General features: G+C 50.1%; 16 protein-coding genes and 1 riboswitch. Of the genes, 10 read left to right on the top strand and 6 right to left on the bottom strand.

All coding sequences use genetic code 11. The features are described 5' to 3' along the window. From B4N58_RS05805 to B4N58_RS05790, 4 genes are all read left to right on the top strand, one after another. Positions 1 to 781 (top strand): 16S rRNA pseudouridine(516) synthase (locus B4N58_RS05805; RefSeq protein WP_291746867.1); only part of this gene is annotated, 781 nt, incomplete at its 5' end. 125 nt (positions 782 to 906) lie between these two features. Then, positions 907 to 1,467, top strand: a complete 561-nt coding sequence (gene efp, locus B4N58_RS05800; protein ID WP_008252626.1) for an elongation factor P — start codon at positions 907 to 909, stop codon at positions 1,465 to 1,467. A 69-nt stretch (positions 1,468 to 1,536) separates the two neighbouring features. Beyond that, complete coding sequence (earP, locus tag B4N58_RS05795) at positions 1,537 to 2,607, top strand: elongation factor P maturation arginine rhamnosyltransferase EarP (protein ID WP_291746862.1); 1,071 nt, start codon at positions 1,537 to 1,539, stop codon at positions 2,605 to 2,607. Between the two features lie 60 nt (positions 2,608 to 2,667). Next, on the top strand, positions 2,668 to 3,339 hold the full coding sequence (locus tag B4N58_RS05790; protein WP_291746859.1) for a hypothetical protein: 672 nt from the start codon (positions 2,668 to 2,670) through the stop codon (positions 3,337 to 3,339). Between the two features lie 12 nt (positions 3,340 to 3,351). Here B4N58_RS05790 and B4N58_RS05785 read toward each other — a convergent pair whose 3' ends face one another. The 5 genes from B4N58_RS05785 to B4N58_RS05765 are packed head-to-tail and all read right to left on the bottom strand — an operon-like array spanning position 3,352 to position 7,513. Then, the gene (locus B4N58_RS05785) at positions 3,352 to 4,251 is read right to left on the bottom strand and encodes a tyrosine-type recombinase/integrase (RefSeq protein WP_291746856.1); all 900 of its coding nucleotides are present in this window, start codon (positions 4,249 to 4,251) and stop codon (positions 3,352 to 3,354) included. Continuing rightward, positions 4,212 to 4,862 carry a DUF484 family protein gene (locus tag B4N58_RS05780; protein WP_008252632.1) on the bottom strand — a complete coding sequence of 217 codons (651 nt, stop codon included), beginning with the start codon at positions 4,860 to 4,862 and terminating at the stop codon, positions 4,212 to 4,214. Before B4N58_RS05780 ends, B4N58_RS05785 begins: the two co-directional genes overlap by 40 nt. Then, the gene (gene dapF, locus B4N58_RS05775) at positions 4,859 to 5,734 is read right to left on the bottom strand and encodes a diaminopimelate epimerase (RefSeq protein WP_291746853.1); all 876 of its coding nucleotides are present in this window, start codon (positions 5,732 to 5,734) and stop codon (positions 4,859 to 4,861) included. Before dapF ends, B4N58_RS05780 begins: the two co-directional genes overlap by 4 nt. A 40-nt stretch (positions 5,735 to 5,774) precedes the next feature. Continuing rightward, positions 5,775 to 6,650, bottom strand: coding sequence for a lysophospholipid acyltransferase family protein (locus tag B4N58_RS05770; RefSeq protein WP_291746850.1), 876 nt, complete (start codon positions 6,648 to 6,650; stop codon positions 5,775 to 5,777). Then, a complete protein-coding gene (locus tag B4N58_RS05765) occupies positions 6,647 to 7,513 on the bottom strand; it encodes a lysophospholipid acyltransferase family protein (RefSeq protein ID WP_291746847.1) in 867 nt (288 codons plus the stop codon). Before B4N58_RS05765 ends, B4N58_RS05770 begins: the two co-directional genes overlap by 4 nt. 177 nt (positions 7,514 to 7,690) lie before the next feature. On the opposite strand from B4N58_RS05765, the gene metK reads away from it, so the two are divergent. The 4 genes from metK (at position 7,691) to metF (ending at position 12,134) form a co-directional block, all read left to right on the top strand. Beyond that, the gene (gene metK / locus B4N58_RS05760; RefSeq protein WP_008252643.1) at positions 7,691 to 8,857 is read left to right on the top strand and encodes a methionine adenosyltransferase; all 1,167 of its coding nucleotides are present in this window, start codon (positions 7,691 to 7,693) and stop codon (positions 8,855 to 8,857) included. A gap of 75 nt (positions 8,858 to 8,932) precedes the next feature. Continuing rightward, positions 8,933 to 9,015: riboswitch (S-adenosyl-L-homocysteine riboswitch) on the top strand. Between the two features lie 31 nt (positions 9,016 to 9,046). Beyond that, positions 9,047 to 10,474: an adenosylhomocysteinase gene (gene ahcY, locus B4N58_RS05755; protein ID WP_008252645.1), complete on the top strand. Its 1,428-nt coding sequence runs from the start codon at positions 9,047 to 9,049 to the stop codon at positions 10,472 to 10,474. An 18-nt stretch (positions 10,475 to 10,492) separates the two neighbouring features. After that, positions 10,493 to 11,293 carry a TlyA family RNA methyltransferase gene (locus tag B4N58_RS05750; RefSeq protein WP_291746842.1) on the top strand — a complete coding sequence of 267 codons (801 nt, stop codon included), beginning with the start codon at positions 10,493 to 10,495 and terminating at the stop codon, positions 11,291 to 11,293. Continuing rightward, positions 11,274 to 12,134, top strand: a complete 861-nt coding sequence (gene metF, locus B4N58_RS05745) for a methylenetetrahydrofolate reductase [NAD(P)H] (protein WP_008252649.1) — start codon at positions 11,274 to 11,276, stop codon at positions 12,132 to 12,134. Before B4N58_RS05750 ends, metF begins: the two co-directional genes overlap by 20 nt. Here the strand turns inward: metF and B4N58_RS05740 are convergent. Then, on the bottom strand, positions 12,131 to 12,700 hold the full coding sequence (locus tag B4N58_RS05740) for a 5-formyltetrahydrofolate cyclo-ligase (protein WP_008252651.1): 570 nt from the start codon (positions 12,698 to 12,700) through the stop codon (positions 12,131 to 12,133). The two genes, metF and B4N58_RS05740, sit on opposite strands and share 4 nt — an antisense overlap. Before the next feature lie 10 nt (positions 12,701 to 12,710). Here B4N58_RS05740 and B4N58_RS05735 point away from each other — a divergent pair, with 10 nt between their 5' ends. Both B4N58_RS05735 and B4N58_RS05730 read left to right on the top strand, forming a co-directional pair. Beyond that, positions 12,711 to 14,690: a lytic transglycosylase domain-containing protein gene (locus tag B4N58_RS05735; protein ID WP_291746836.1), complete on the top strand. Its 1,980-nt coding sequence runs from the start codon at positions 12,711 to 12,713 to the stop codon at positions 14,688 to 14,690. Between the two features lie 19 nt (positions 14,691 to 14,709). Then, the gene (locus B4N58_RS05730) at positions 14,710 to 15,684 is read left to right on the top strand and encodes a complex I NDUFA9 subunit family protein (RefSeq protein ID WP_291746834.1); all 975 of its coding nucleotides are present in this window, start codon (positions 14,710 to 14,712) and stop codon (positions 15,682 to 15,684) included. Positions 15,685 to 15,732 lie beyond the last annotated feature (48 nt).

The raw sequence follows: 15,732 nt of genomic DNA, 5'->3' as shown, positions 1-15,732 counted from the left end.
CTTTCCAACTGTCAAACACTTTTGGCAAATAAACTCAAAGAATCTTTACATGAAAGTTAGACCGAGCGTAAAAATACTGCAATCACAAGGACTTGGGAGTCGCCGCGAATGTGAAAATATTTTCTGGAATTCTGAGATTTTTCGCGACGGAATTCAGATCGACCCCGAAATAGATGAAATTTCTCTGGGGGACACCCTGTTAATCGACGGGAAAAGCTTTGAAATTACCCAGTACAAATATGTGTTGATGCACAAACCCGCTGGCTATGAGACTTCCCATCTGCCCAGCCACAACCCTTCTGTATTTGATTTATTACCCAAGCACTATATAAAGCGCGGCCTGCAGGCCGCTGGTCGACTTGATGTAGACACCACGGGGCTTTTATTGTTTTCTGATGACGGTCAGTTTATTCACCGGCTTATTAGTGGCAAGGTAGGCACCAAACAAGAAATAGAGAAGATTTATGAGGTGACTGGCGCGCGCCCATTCTCTGACTTGCAATTACAACGATTGCTTGAGGGCGTGGACCTCGATGACGAACCTGAGATTATTTATGCCAGCAGAGCTACCTTACTAGCGGACGGGAGGCTGGAATTGGGTATTACTACCGGGAAGTATCACCAGGTCAAAAGAATGGTAGCCGCCGTTGGCAATCATGTTGATGGACTACACCGCCGCTCGGTGGGCCCATACGAATTACCGGCGGACCTGGCGGCAGGTTCCTATATAGAGATAGATCCGAGCCCGGTCCTTAATCGGAGCAACTCAAAAGCAGTGTGAATAGGACGGCTTTATTGTAATTTTTCAACATTTAACCGGCCCTCGGTGCGAACTCGAAAGTGTGTTGTGTGAACAAACACTTCGAGTACAATACGGGGCTTGAATTTTAAATCCTCATCAAACTCATGAAAACAGCACAAGAAGTTCGCCTAGGCAACGTGGTTATGGTTGGCAAAGACCCCATGGTGGTTTTGAAGACCGAATACAACAAATCGGGCCGCAATGCCGCCGTTGTAAAAATGAAAATGAAAAACCTGCTGACTGGTGCAGGCATGGAAAGCGTATACAAGGCGGACGAGAAGTTCGAACTGTTGGTGCTGGAACGCAAGGAAGTGACCTATTCCTATTTCGCAGACCCCATGTATGTTTTCATGGATGCAGAATACAACCAGTACGAAGTGGAAGCCGAAAACATGGGTGACGCACTGAATTACCTGGACGACGGCATGGAATGCGAAGTGGTTTTCTATGACGGCAAAGCCTTGTCCGTTGAACTGCCAACCAGCTTGGTGCGCGAAGTGGAATACACCGAGCCCGCCGTGCGTGGTGACACGTCAGGAAAAATCATGAAAGCAGCCCGAATCAAGCCTACAAGTTTTGAAATTCAGGTGCCTGCGTTCGTTGAAATTGGTGACAAGATTGAAATTGACACACGCACTGCAGAATATCGTGCCCGAGTGAAGTAAATGATCCACAACACGGTGGATTTGCTGGGGCCCCGTTGGGGCCCTTTGTATTTTCCGGCTTGAAACTCTATGCACATCGGGATTGTTTGCAAGGTAATCGATAATTTCGGCGATGCGGGCTTTTCGCTTCGCTTGGCGAAAGCACTGGCTGCGAGAGGTCATCATGTCGATTTGTTTCACGATGAGTCAGCCACTTTTCAGGCGCTATACCCGTATAGGGACAATGACAATCTGACGCTTGTTGATGCCAACAAAACCGACCTAGAAATCGAGAAGCGACATAGCCTAGACTTAATTCTGGAACCATTCGGAACCTCAAGCGAGCAAACACTATTACGCTTCGATTTAATATTAAAACGCCAGTTCCCCCACACGCCTTGGTTGCTGATTGATTACCTTTCGTCTGAAAAATGGATTGAGCACTTTCACTTAAGTACTTCAGTAGACCCTGGCACCGGTCATGTCACTACTTTTTTTTACCCTGGCTTTACTGACAAAACAGGTGGACTGATTCACTGTGACTACCCGACTCGTTTGGCTGGAAAACGGCAATCGACAAGCAATACAGGTCTCAATGTTTTCGTTTTCGCCTATCCGACCGCGCCTATTCGAAAGCTGATTGATGCCTGCAACTCAATGAACTCTACGGAGTACGCGATAAAAATTGGATTGGCCGGGAATGTTTTACCACCAGAACGGGAGGATTGCGCAAGCCTTGTTCCCTTCGTTGCTCAAAGTGAATTTGATGAGTTATTGGCGCAATATGATGTGTTGTTTGTGAGGGGAGAAGACTCATTTGTGAGAGCTCAACTGGCCGGCAAACCATTTGTTTGGCAAATTTACCCGACCAAAGACGACGCGCACCTAGATAAACTTGCCTGTTTTTACGACCTATACGCCAGCGGGCTTGGTACAGATTGCAGACTGGCGCTCTGGAACTGCTGGTTGGCGTGGAATGGAATTGACCTGGAAATTGATTTTGGAGATGCATGGACTGCACTTTTGCCACATCTGCCTGAATTACACGACCATGCGTTGCGATGGCAATCTTGGATTCTCAACGGAAAAGAACTTGTAAAGGAAGTTCTTACATGGTGCAGTTTGCAGACTCCTACTTTGAGAGAAAAGCCTGATTTATAAGGCTTTTTTCACTAAAAAGAAATCCCATTGAAAGGCAGAAACTGAATTCAAGTTCAACGCTTGGATTTAGCCATGCTGTCATTTCTTCTCTCTCTAGGTTTAGGTTTTGGCTCAATTAACCTGACTCAATTGCCTGCACACCAAGTTGAACAGATTGCCAGGGAAGTCATGACGGAACTGGAGGCGGAAATGCGAACCAAACCCTCCTTGATCGTGACTGAACGACCTGAACCAACGCCGCTCGGTGCTTTGGCTTATGCCAATGGAAAATGCGTAGTCATCGTGAACACGAATGAGACAGCATGGGCGCAGTGGGGGAGATTCTTGAACGAAAACAATCGCTCGCATTGGCCACAAATTATTGCAGCATCTGTGGCGCACGAAATGGGGCACTGTTTTAGAGAGAGCCGCTCTTTCGTGGCCAACTACGAGGTGAATGAAGACGAGTTCCGAGGGATTCAAAATACGGGGAGTTTTGGTTCAAAACCAGAAATGGTTTACAAACAAGAACTGTTTGCCGACACAGTGGCCATTCTTTACGCCAAGGAAAATGCAGGGAGTGACGCCGATTACGTGATTGAATCGATGATTCAGGCACGAGAAAAATTCAGTGCAAATGACCCTACCCACAACACCTCAAGAATGCTGAGCCGACTGATTGCCAAGGACACAACACGCCAAGGCAATGAGACTATGGGTGTGGCAGCAATACGCTTGCTCTCGGCGCTGTAAAAGCAGAAACCTTCACTTGGCACGCGGAAAGGCGTTGTCATAAACACTTGAAAGATGGTCAAAGTCAAGTGCAGTGTAGACCTGCGTGGATGCAATGGACGCATGCCCGAGCAATTCCTGAACGGCTCGCAAGTTTTGAGTGCCCTGCAACAAATGACTTCCAAACGAGTGACGTAACATATGGGGATGCAAATGTTGCCCCAAACCGCACTTGGCAGCATGGTCTGCAATATCTCGTTGAGCTTGTCTGGCAGTTAACGCCAGCCCTTTGGCCGATACGAACAAAGAGGCTTCCTGCCCTTTTCCTAGTTTGAGAAGATGGATCTGACGGGGCTCAACGAACTCTCTGAGGCGGGCTTGCAGTGCGTCGACCACAGGCACAATGCGAGCCTTGTTACCCTTGCCGACAACTCTCAATTCTGTTGATCCATTCAAGGCTTCAGCCTGAAGCGTTAACGCTTCACTGATTCGCAGCCCGGTGCAATAGAGTAATTCAATTAGAACATGAGCTTGGGCGAAACGAAACTCTTGCGGAAGTGGTTTGGCGAGCAGGGCAGCCAAGGGGTCAACCCCTACCGCTTTGGGCAGAGACCTTGTCAATTTGGGGGTTTTCAGCCCCAAAGTGGGGTCAACTTCGACAATACCGTTATTCAGTAAATACTTGAAAAATCCGCGCCAGCTTGAGGCCAAACGGGCCAGACTCGCAGGTGCAGCTCCGGCTGCGTGACGCTGTGCAAGGATCGACTTAAGTGCTGTGGTGGTAACCTGCTGCCCTGGGGGCGTGTCGATCAATGACAAGTCACGCTGAGCAGCTTTTACGGAGTGATCGCTGTAACGCCGCTCAAGGCGCAGAAAATCCAGATATCGCTGGATCAGGATTGAGTGTTCTGGAGTCTGCTCAGCGCGGCGCATGCGGTTTCAGCCAGAGTGTTCAAAAAATCGGTTTCCAAAGTTGGCGAGAAGCGGTCTTTGTCAGGTGAACCAAACCCCAGACAGCCGAAGGTCACAGGACTGGCACCAATACGCAAAGGAATCAATACCACTGAGCGCGGGGCAACCTCTTCGCCTTGAAAAACCGAGAGTGTTGGCGCATTCTCGGAAAATCCACAGTAAAGACTTTTCATGCCATCGATGAGCGTTTTATCAGAGTTGCTAGCGGCAGAGTTGTCCTCACTCCAAAGTTGCAAACGAACCATGGGAACTACAAATTTTTTCTTGATTGCATCAACCAACACTGTGGGCAAGTCTGCAGAGTTTTTGACTGTAAGCAAAGTGCGGGTAATCGATTGTAGGTTATCAATAATCGCTTGATTCTCAACAGCTGCGTGCGTCATTTCGACCACGCGGTGTTCGAGAGATTTAACCTTTTCACGCATGGTTTGAACTTGACGCTCATGCAGCGATGCGACGTTCCCGGTGCTTTGCTCAGGCAATTTGATAAAAGCGAGAATACCCGGATTCTTGATTAAAAAATCAGGGTGTGCTTTCAGAAAATCGGCAACCTGAATGGCCTCGTCAGTCATAAGTAAAACTCTCCTTCAAAAACAGTTTGTGCTGGGCCTGTCATCAAGACATCACTGTCCTGCTGACCACTCCATTCAATGGTGAGGGTTCCGCCGGCTTTAACAACATCTACCCGCTCGGCAATGAGCCCCATTTTCATGCCAACTACGGCAGCCGCGCAGGCTCCGGTTCCACAGGCGAGGGTTTCACCCACCCCGCGCTCATAGACACGAAGATGAACACGACTGCGGTCGACGATATGAAGAAAACCCACATTAACCCTTTCGGGAAAACGGGGGTGAGACTCAAGTGTGGCGCCTAAGCGCTGAACTAAATCATTGGAGGCTGGTTGATCCAGAAGAATAACGACATGAGGATTGCCCATGGAAGCGACTCCGACCCACAATTCTTCCAAATCAGGACCCAAGTCAACTGGCAGTCTGTACTGAATCAAGCCCCCCGCCTTTCGACTGGCAAGGCCCTCTGCAATGAATGGCACCTTTTCAGGATTAAGCTCGGCCGGCCCCATATTCACTTTGACCCAATTGTGTTTGATCAATTCGGGCTGGATGATGCCAGCGAGGGTTTCCACAGTGATTTGATTTTTATCCGTCAGCCCTTTGTCAAACACGTACTGTGCAAAACATCGCGCTCCGTTCCCACACTGCTGAACCTCTTGTCCATCTGCATTGAAGATTCGGTACTTGAAATCGGCAAGCTCGGAGGACTCGACAACAAGCACCTGATCAGCGCCAACACCAAAATGACGGTCGGCAAGGCGCTTGATCAACCCGGGGCTGAGATCTATTTGATTCGCACAGTTATCCAGCACAACGAAATCGTTGCCCGCACCGTGCATTTTGGTGAACTTGAGTATGTTCGAATTTGCCATCGTCGCTTTGTCAAAGACCGTGATGTATTTGATTCAGGTGTCAGTATATTCTGGACTCGCCAGCCGGGCGGGTTTTGAACCGCTTGTGCAACCACAAGTATTGCGGAATGTTGTCTTTCACCCAAGACTCAATGTGATGATTCATAACTTGCGTGGATTGAGTGTCATCGTCCAATGGAAAGTTAGGCAAGGGTTCATGAATATGAATGCTGTAACGCCCATTGCTATATTTGGTCGTGACCGGCACGACCTGCGCCTGAAGCAACTTGGACAGCCGAGCCACCGCCGTAACAGTAGCGGCTTTCACGCCAAAAAAGTTAACAAACACAGAGTCGCGCTCACCGAAATCCATATCGGGCAGATAGTACAAAGGACGCCCTTTTTTCATGGCGGCCAGCAATGGACGCACACCCTGTTGGCGAGACAACAGCAATTGATCTCCAAACTTGGAACGTCCTTCCAATATCAGCGAATTCAACACCGGATTCTTCTGGTTTGAATACATGGTAACCATATCGATTTCAAGGCACAGGCGACTCCATGCTGCATCGAGTCCCAAAAAATGTGGAGCCAGAAAAATGGTTGGCGATGTCGAATCAAGAACGCTCAAAGCTTCCGGGTTTTCAATTAGCACCCGATCACGTACTACTTTTTCATTGCCTGCCCACAACCAAGCCCGGTCCAGAAAGGTGCGTAAGTAAAGGTAAATGTGAGCCACGGCCCAACGGATGCGCTGTAGCTGCGCCGCGTCAGGAAAACACAGAGCAAGATTAGTGAGTGCCACGGTTCGGCGTTCACGAGCCAAGGCGAACAAGAGCATAGCCAACAACATCGAGATTGACGAGGAAATCAGCCTGTAGGCAGAAAATGGTAGCCGCGCAAGTGCAAACCAGATTGAGATCAAAAATTGAGTCACGATTGCCCTTGCTGGCCCTGTTGGCCTTTGGGAGGTTTGTAACGTTCATAGCCCCAATAATACTGCTCAGGATGCATCAAAATCAGCTTTTCCATAGCCGCATTGACTTGTGCGGCGGCCTCGACAGGATCCTCACTGAGCGACTCGGGGCCTTGATACAACTCGAGGCAAAAACCTTGTCCGCCCGGCTTCCTGTAACCAATGGCCAAAACAATTGATGCGCCAGTCGCATGGTGGAGTCGGCCAGGCAAAGTCATGGTGTATGCGGGCTGACCAAACATGGGAGCCCAAACCCCCTCCCCCTGAGCGGGAACCTGGTCAGGCAACATGCCGACTGCCTCCCCTCTTTTCAGCGCCTTGAGAAGGATTTTCACACCCCCAAGCGTGGTGGGAGCCAGAGCGACGTTGTCGCGCGCACGGCTGTCTTCGATAATATCTTGAAGTTCCGCCTTGCGATTTGGGCGATACAACACAGTGATGGGTGCACGGGTTGAAAAAATTTGGGCGGTTGACTCAAAACTCCCCATGTGCGGAGTCAAAAAAATAATGCCTTTCCCTTTTGCTTGAGCCCTTTGAACAACGTCCCAGCCGGTTATATCAGTACATCTCGCTGCGCCCTGCTGCGTAGATAAACCCCACAGAAAAGGGAGCTCCAGTAGCGCCATTCCAGCATGCTTGACGGAGCCCTTCACAGCACCGAGACGCGCTGATTCGTTATGTGGAAAAGCAATTTTGGAGTGAATTTCAATTTTGCGACGGTAGCTGGCCGACAAACCATATACCGACCACCCCAACCACGCACCAAGTGCGTGCAGGACAGGCAAAGGAAAAACTGACAACGCTTTAAACAAATTTTTGATCATGGGGCAGATTGTAACCAGTACGCGCTTTGCCTTCGTCCCCAAATGTTGTATATTTCTTAAGTTCGCTGAGTTAAATGACAACTTGCGGGGCGAACTAAAACAAATCTGCTAAAGCGTCGCCGGGCTTCAATTGAACATGGCGGCAGTAATAACCCCTTGTTTTATTGGAGCTTTTTGATGTCTAACGAATTTTTCTTTACCTCTGAGTCCGTGTCGGAAGGCCATCCGGATAAGGTTGCCGACCAAATTTCTGACGCGGTTTTAGACGCGATTCTCGAACAAGACCCTACAGCACGTGTAGCTGCCGAAACACTGACCAACACTGGTCTGGTGGTGATGGCCGGTGAAATCACGACCACTGCCCAAGTAAACTACATCGACGTCGCGCGCGAGACACTGAAGAACATTGGCTACGACAACGGCGATTTCGGTATTGATTACAAAAGCTGTGCGGTGATGGTGTGCTACGACCGCCAAAGCCCGGACATTGCGCAAGGTGTAGACAAGGCGCACGACAACGATTTGGATCAAGGTGCCGGCGACCAGGGTTTGATGTTTGGTTACGCGGTGAATGAAACCCGCGAATTGATGCCACTGGCCATTAGCCTTTCACACCAGCTGGTTCAACGTCAGAGCCTGCTTCGCAAGGACGGGCGCTTGTCTTGGCTACGCCCTGATGCGAAATCCCAGGTCACGATCAAATATGTGGATGGAAAGCCTTTCTGTATCGATACCGTGGTGCTTTCAACCCAGCATTCGCCAGACATCGAGTTGGCGACATTGCGCGAGGCGGTGATTGAAGAGGTGATCAAGCCTGTGTTACCTAAAGAACTGGTGAAAGGAAACATCAACTTTTTGGTGAACCCAACCGGGCGCTTTGTGATTGGCGGTCCACAGGGTGACTGTGGTTTGACAGGCCGCAAGATTATTGTGGACACGTATGGCGGTGCTGCACCACACGGCGGAGGCGCATTCTCGGGCAAGGACCCTTCCAAGGTAGACCGCTCCGCTGCGTATGCTGGGCGTTACGTAGCCAAGAACATTGTTGCAGCGGGCTTGGCTGAGAAGTGTCTGGTCCAGGTGAGCTACGCGATCGGCGTGGCACGCCCTACTTCAATTATGGTGAACACCTTCGGCACCGGAAAAATTGAAGACAGTGCAATTACCGAATTGGTGAGCGCTCACTTCGACCTGCGCCCCAAGGGTATTGTACAAATGCTGGATTTGCTGCGCCCGATTTATGCAAAAACGGCAGCGTACGGACACTTTGGTCGCGAAGAACCCGAATTTAGCTGGGAACGTACTGACAAGGCAGAGGCTTTGAAGGCTGCAGCAGGTATCTGATTAAACGGACGTTCTACAGGAAGGGTTGGCTGAATACCGCTTGGCCTTCCTGTGCTAACCCTGTTACAATTTGTGCCGTTCGAGGAGCGTTGCGACACACCCATGCTTTTTTGGGGTGCTAGGCTCGAACAAGAAATAAACAACGGCGCTCACGCTTCTTTCTTTATGAACTTTAAAAAGGAGGGCGTGATGAACGCCATTGCAAAACCAATCACCGCTACCGGCGAAAACGACTTCTTCGTAGCCGACATCAACCTGGCCGACTTTGGCCGCAAAGAAATCGCAATTGCAGAAACCGAAATGCCTGGCTTGATGGCCATTCGCAAGGAATTTGCTGCATCCCAGCCTTTGAAAGGCGCCCGCATTACCGGTTCACTGCACATGACCATTCAAACAGCGGTGCTGATTGAAACCCTAGCAGCACTGGGCGCAGAAGTGCGTTGGGCCTCTTGCAACATTTATTCAACACAAGACCATGCAGCCGCAGCAATCGCAGCCGCTGGTATTCCTGTGTTTGCGTTCAAGGGCGAATCACTGACTGATTACTGGAATTTCACACACCGCATTTTCGAATGGGCAGACGGTGGTTATTCCAACATGATTCTGGACGATGGTGGCGATGCGACCATGTTGCTGCACTTGGGTACCAAGGCAGAAAAAGACATCAGCGTACTGAACAACCCTGGCAGCGAAGAAGAAATTTGCCTGTTCGAGTCAATCAAGAAAACGCTGAAAACAGACCCAACCTGGTATTCAACACGCCTGAAAGAGATCAAGGGCGTGACTGAAGAAACTACAACTGGTGTTCATCGCTTGTATGAAATGCACAAGAAGGGCGAATTGGCCTTCCCTGCAATCAACGTGAACGATTCAGTAACCAAGTCGAAATTCGACAATCTGTATGGCTGCCGTGAATCGCTGGTTGACGGTATCAAGCGTGCTACAGACGTAATGATCGCCGGTAAAGTGGCTGTTGTTGCCGGTTACGGCGATGTGGGCAAGGGCTCTGCACAAGCATTGCGCGCCCTGTCAGCCCAAGTTTGGGTTACTGAAATTGACCCAATTTGTGCATTGCAGGCGGCCATGGAAGGCTACCGCGTGGTGACCATGGATTACGCAGCCGACAAAGCTGACATTTTCGTGACCGCCACAGGCAACAAAGACATCATTACCCATGACCACATGGTGAAGATGAAGGACCAGGCGATTGTTTGTAATATTGGTCACTTCGACAACGAAATTGACATTGCCAGCGTGAAAAAGTACCAGTGGGAGAACATCAAGCCACAGGTTGATCACATTATTTTCCCGGACGGCAAGCGCATCATCATGTTGGCCGAAGGCCGCTTGGTGAACCTGGGCTGCGGCACTGGTCACCCCTCGTTCGTGATGTCCTCCAGCTTTGCCAATCAAACCATTGCACAAATCGAGCTGTGGACGCAAAACGAGAAGTATCCAGTGGGTGTGTATGTGTTGCCCAAGCACCTGGACGAAAAAGTGGCCCGCCTGCACCTGATGAAAATTGGCGCCCAGCTGACAGAGCTGAGCCCATCGCAAGCAAGCTACATTGGCGTGAAGCAAGACGGCCCTTACAAGCCAGACCACTACCGCTATTAATCAGGGAAAGAGCTACCTTTGCGCGCTGACCTTGCCTTGGTTGAAAAAGGCCTGTGTCCCTCACGGGCGCAGGCACAAATATTGATCGAACAAGGAAAAGTGCAAGTGCGCAACGGTGTAGTTCAGGCACCTGTTGTTGTAAAAAAAGCATCGCAGCAGATAGAGCCATTCATGACTCTTGAATTGATTGACTGCGATGCACCCAGTTTTGTATCCCGTGGTGGATTGAAGTTGCATCATGCACTTGAACACACCCAGATTGAGGTCAAAGCAAAGCGCTGCATCGACTTGGGACAATCCACTGGCGGCTTCACTGACTGCCTACTTCAGAAAGGTGCATCGAGTGTCGTGGGTATTGACGTTGGGCGGGAACAGTTACACCCTCGTTTGAGAGGACACCATGCTGTGATGGCCCTGGAGGGGATCAATCTGTACAAAGTCAATGCAGGTGATCTCGAAAAGGACATTGCCGCGCTGAAACCAGAATTCATGCCATTTGACCTGGCGGTGGCGGATTTGAGCTTCATCTCTCTGCGCAAGGTGTTGCCCAATATTGCAAAGCTGATGCCTGCAACGTGTGAAGGTTTGTTTCTGGTTAAACCTCAATTTGAAGTTGGGCCGGAAAACATCGGTAAAAATGGTTTGGTGAAAAATCTCGATGACCTGATCGAACAACTAGAGAACGATATAAAGACTTGCTGCGCCCAACTCGACTTGACTGTGAAAGATTTTTTCCAGTGCGAGTTGAAAGGTGGCGACGGCAATCAGGAATATTTTGTGTACGCGACGAAAAGTATCGATGTTGCGACCAACCACTAACTCTGTGAATGAATACACCATGATGAATATCAGCTTTGAGTTTTTCCCCGCGAAAACAGACGAAGGTGCAGAGAAGTTGCGCGCCACGCGTGAAAAACTGTCCGAAAGAAAGCCAGAGTTTTTTTCCGTGACATTTGGGGCCGGCGGGACAACCCAAGACGGAACGCTGTCCACTGTGCTTGAAATCAAGGCGGCTGGTGAGGAAGCAGCACCGCATTTGTCATGCGTTGGATCTTCCAAAGAAAAGGTAGCCGCATTGCTAAAGCAGTACAAAGAACACGGAATTAAGCGCATTGTTGCGCTTCGTGGCGATTTGCCTTCTGGCATGCTTGAGACAGGCTCATTTCGATATGCCAGCGAGTTGGTCGAGTTCATTCGTCGGGAAACTGGCGATCACTTTTTCATTGAGGTGGCTGCTTATCCAGAAACACATCCCCAAGCGAAAAGCCCGGCGGCCGACGTAGACGCTTTTGTTCACAAAGTGAACTGCGGCGCGAACTCTGCAATTACCCAATACTTTTTCAACTTGGATGCCTTTTTGTACTTCCGGGATCAGGTTCAACACCGAATTTCAATTCCATTGATTCCAGGTATTATGCCTGTGACCAATTTCAGTCAGCTTGCTCGTTTTTCAGATGCATGTGGTGCAGAAATTCCACGTTGGATGCGCAATCGCTTGCAACATTTCGGAGATGATCGCGAATCGATTCGCGCATTTGGATTGGAAGTTGTATCGAATCTGTGCGAACAACTTATTCGAGAAGGAGCACCCGGATTGCACTTCTACACCATGAACAATGCGCAGCCAACCTTGGCGATTCTGGATCAAATCGGTTATTAAGAAGTGCCTGAGTGAGAGAAGATCAGCTCTCGCTCAGTCAATACGTAATCGAGCAGCTCATCGTGTTGTTCGGAAAAATTGTCTTGAAATTCAGTCAATGCGTAGGCCACGCCCACGGTGACTGGCTTCTCGGGCATTTGACTCAAGGTGCGATCGTACCAACCCGCACCATATCCGAGACGGGCCCCCTCCCGGTGAAAAGCTAGACAAGGAATCAGTAACACATCGGGCTGAACCCACGACTTGAATTTTGGAACTGGAATATCGTATCGTCCGGGTTCCAATTCGTCGTTGGGCGCAAACTGCGCAAACTTCAAAAACGCACCTGTTGGCGACTCACAACATACAGGCAAAGCCCAGTGAAAGCCTTTGAGTGCCAAATTATTCATGATCTCCAGTACATTCGGCTCGCGACGTGTGGGATAGAACAGACCTACAGTGCAAGGCTGGAATGTTTGGAGTAGAGTTGACAGGGACGCCGAAATCTCTTGGCTCAACGCTTTGATTTCTTCGGGCTGCAGCTCATTTCGATAGGCTAAGGCAGTTTGCCGCAATGATTTTTTCATGACAGGAACAATGACAATTTCTCACTACATTTCACGCTGGATCTCGCTGCCTTTGCTTGCCTTGGGTGCCATGGCATTTCAACCCGCCTTGGCCAATAAAGAGTCGGATGCAGAGTTAATCAAACAGATTAAATCTGCTTACGCTGATGGTGCGTATGACAAGTTTAACCGCTTGACTTCCGAGTTGCCGCAAAAAAGCATATTTAGGCCTTATGTGGACATCTGGGAATTTCGCTTTTTTCAAAAAGGCGTGGAGAAACAGTTTCCGGACCGAGAAGTGGTGTGGGCGAAGTCTGAAATTCTGCCTCTGCTGAACAAACATGACAATAGCTGGCCTGCGGAAACCTTGCGGCGAGACTGGCTTGAGCAACTAGCGCGTACCGCACAGTGGAATGATTTTGCAGAGCAGCGACAACACCTGCGCTACCGACCAGATCAAGGCGTTGAGTGTGCAGACCTGATGTATGCAGCAGAACAGGGACAATTGGTCAGGTACAAACTGGATGCCGTTGTAAGTTTCGACAAGCGCCTGCCTAAAACATGTCGAGTTCTTCTGAAAAACCTGTACAAACTGGGCGGCGTTAGCGCCCAAGACCTGGATCGACATGTGCTGCAGATGGTGGCTGCAAACCAGCTGACCAACGCGGTTAAATTTGTTGATGAATTCGAAGACACGGCCTGGGGAAAAGCCATTGACAGCAAGACTTTGCGAGAGGCCATTTTCAATCCCGATAAATACTTGAAGTCGCCAGGTCGCAGTACCGACACAGATCTGTACTTGACGGGTGCGCTGGCCAGAAAAGCGGTTGAAGACTATGAGCGCATTGCGCGTCAGATCACTGAAAACCACCAGGGCAAACTTTCTCCCAGCTCTGAACAATGGCTTTGGGCGCATGTGGGATACCGTGCAGGCCTGGTATGGGACAGAAATGCGCTGACCTACTTCAAGCGCAGCAAATTGGAAGCAATGAGCCCGGAACAGCAAGAATGGAAGGTACGCTCGGCGCTGCTCTTGGAAGACTGGAATGCCGTGCTTCAGGCCACCAACGAGATGAGCCCGAATGTGAAAGAAGACAGAGCCTGGGCCTATTGGCGAGGACGCGCACTGGCCCAAGCAGGCAAGCTAGTTGAAGCCCGGCAAGAATGGATCAAAGCCAGCAGCCCTTTTTCTTTCTATGGAAAACTGGCGCATGAAGAGCTGGGCGACATAGTCACAGCCCCAAAACGCCCTGAATTATTGAGTGCCGCTGAACTGGACTGGGCGAAGAAACACCCAGGGCTGTTACGCGCCCTTGCGCTTTACGATGCAGGCCTGCGTACCGAGGGTTTTTGGGAATTTAACCTGCAAGTCGCGCAGATGAACGACCGGCAATTGCTTGCAGCGGCAACCTGGGCAGAACGCCACCAGTTGTACGACCGTGCCATTGCGGCAGCGGATCGTACCGAAGCCGAGCATGACTTGGCCTTGAGATACCTCACGCCTTTCCGTGACAACATGCAAGCGAAAACCAGGGAAATTGGCGTGGATGAATCATGGGTGTATGGCTTGATTCGCCAGGAGTCCCGCTTTGTCACGATTGCAAGATCAGGTGTTGGCGCCAGTGGCTTGATGCAGGTCATGCCCGCCACCGCCAAATATGTCGCGAAGAAAATTGGCATGTCTGACTTTAAACCAGCCGATATTACGGAAATTGAGACCAACCTGACTTTGGGTACCAGCTACCTGAAAATGGTCTTTGAGCAACACGATCAATCGCCGGTACTCGCTTCAGCGGGTTATAACGCAGGACCGAGTCGCCCTGCCCTTTGGAAACGCAGACTCGGCGACAGAAAGATAGAAGGCGCGATTTTTGCAGAATTGATCCCATTTGACGAAACACGTGGTTACGTGAAGAACGTAATGTCCAATACAGTGGCGTATTCTCTGTTGTTGAACAATGCCTCGACCCCTTTGAAACAAAGACTGGGTATCATCTACGGATCCAAGTAATCAGGTGAACGCTGTTTCTATGAGTAAGACAAAAAACGTATTGGTGATCGGTGGCTCGGGCTTTCTGGGCCAAGCTGTTTGCAATCAACTGGCCAAAGCTGGTTACCGCATCACTGTACCCACCCGCCGCTATGACAAAGCAAAGCATTTGCTGACCCTGCCAACCTGCCAGATCATTGAAGCAAATATTCACGATCGCGCCACACTGGGTCGCCTGGTGTCGGGACAGGATATTGTTGTGAATCTACTGGGTGTATTGCACAGCAAACCGGGCAAACCTTACGGTCAAAACTTTCGAGTCAATCATGTTGAATTTCCGAAAGCCCTGTGCACAGCGATGTCCAAGCACGGTGCCAAACGGATTGTTCATGTCAGCGCCTTGGGTGTGGGTGTGCAAAACCCGGCGCCATCGATGTACCTTCGCTCCAAAACCGATGGTGAAGCCGTAGTCAAGGACAGCGGACTGGCCTGGACGATTCTCCGTCCATCCGTGGTGTTTGGTCGGGAAGACAAATTCTTGAATACGTTCGCTTCGCTTGCGAAAATCGCGCCTTTTATTCCCTTGGCCGGTGCTGACGCACGCTTTCAACCTGTCTCGGTCAGTGATGTGGCCAAGGCTGTGTTTGCATGTGTCGAGGACCAAGGCAAAGACACCCTGCACAACACCTATGATTTAGTCGGTACGGAAATTTTTACCCTAAAAGAATTGGTCAAACTCTCCGCGCGGGCTGTGGGAAAAACCCCGCTGGTGTTTGGTATTCCCGATGTAGCCGCAAAAGCCCAGGCATTTTTGATGGAACTTGCGCCAGGTGAACCATTGATGAGCCGAGACAATGTCGACTCGATGAAAATCGACAATATCCGAACCTCGGGCAGAACTTTCCCTCTGCCAAGCTACGAATGCTTGTCGGTGGTCGCCCATGAATACCTGAGAGCCAAGCATTTACCCTCTGATCTTGATGAATTTAGGACTCGAGCTCACCGGCAAGACTAGCCCTTAAGCCTTGATTCGTCGTACAATTTCGCTTTGCACAACGCAGCC

The organism is Limnobacter sp. UBA3528 (assembly GCF_002377005.1).
In the GTDB taxonomy this organism is placed as follows: domain Bacteria; phylum Pseudomonadota; class Gammaproteobacteria; order Burkholderiales; family Burkholderiaceae_B; genus Limnobacter.
The sequence above is the reverse complement of the archived record's forward strand: the minus strand, read 5'-3'. Positions and strand labels throughout refer to the sequence as shown.

Coding starts and splice junctions, on each gene's coding strand:
- efp (WP_008252626.1), top strand. CDS start 907: ATGAAAACAGCACAAGAAGTTCGCCTAGGCAACGTGGTTATGGTTGGC.
- earP (WP_291746862.1), top strand. CDS start 1,537: ATGCACATCGGGATTGTTTGCAAGGTAATCGATAATTTCGGCGATGCG.
- B4N58_RS05785 (WP_291746856.1), bottom strand. CDS start 4,251: ATGCGCCGCGCTGAGCAGACTCCAGAACACTCAATCCTGATCCAGCGA.
- B4N58_RS05780 (WP_008252632.1), bottom strand. CDS start 4,862: ATGACTGACGAGGCCATTCAGGTTGCCGATTTTCTGAAAGCACACCCT.
- dapF (WP_291746853.1), bottom strand. CDS start 5,734: ATGGCAAATTCGAACATACTCAAGTTCACCAAAATGCACGGTGCGGGC.
- B4N58_RS05765 (WP_291746847.1), bottom strand. CDS start 7,513: ATGATCAAAAATTTGTTTAAAGCGTTGTCAGTTTTTCCTTTGCCTGTC.
- metK (WP_008252643.1), top strand. CDS start 7,691: ATGTCTAACGAATTTTTCTTTACCTCTGAGTCCGTGTCGGAAGGCCAT.
- ahcY (WP_008252645.1), top strand. CDS start 9,047: ATGAACGCCATTGCAAAACCAATCACCGCTACCGGCGAAAACGACTTC.
- metF (WP_008252649.1), top strand. CDS start 11,274: ATGTTGCGACCAACCACTAACTCTGTGAATGAATACACCATGATGAAT.
- B4N58_RS05740 (WP_008252651.1), bottom strand. CDS start 12,700: ATGAAAAAATCATTGCGGCAAACTGCCTTAGCCTATCGAAATGAGCTG.
- B4N58_RS05735 (WP_291746836.1), top strand. CDS start 12,711: ATGACAATTTCTCACTACATTTCACGCTGGATCTCGCTGCCTTTGCTT.
- B4N58_RS05730 (WP_291746834.1), top strand. CDS start 14,710: ATGAGTAAGACAAAAAACGTATTGGTGATCGGTGGCTCGGGCTTTCTG.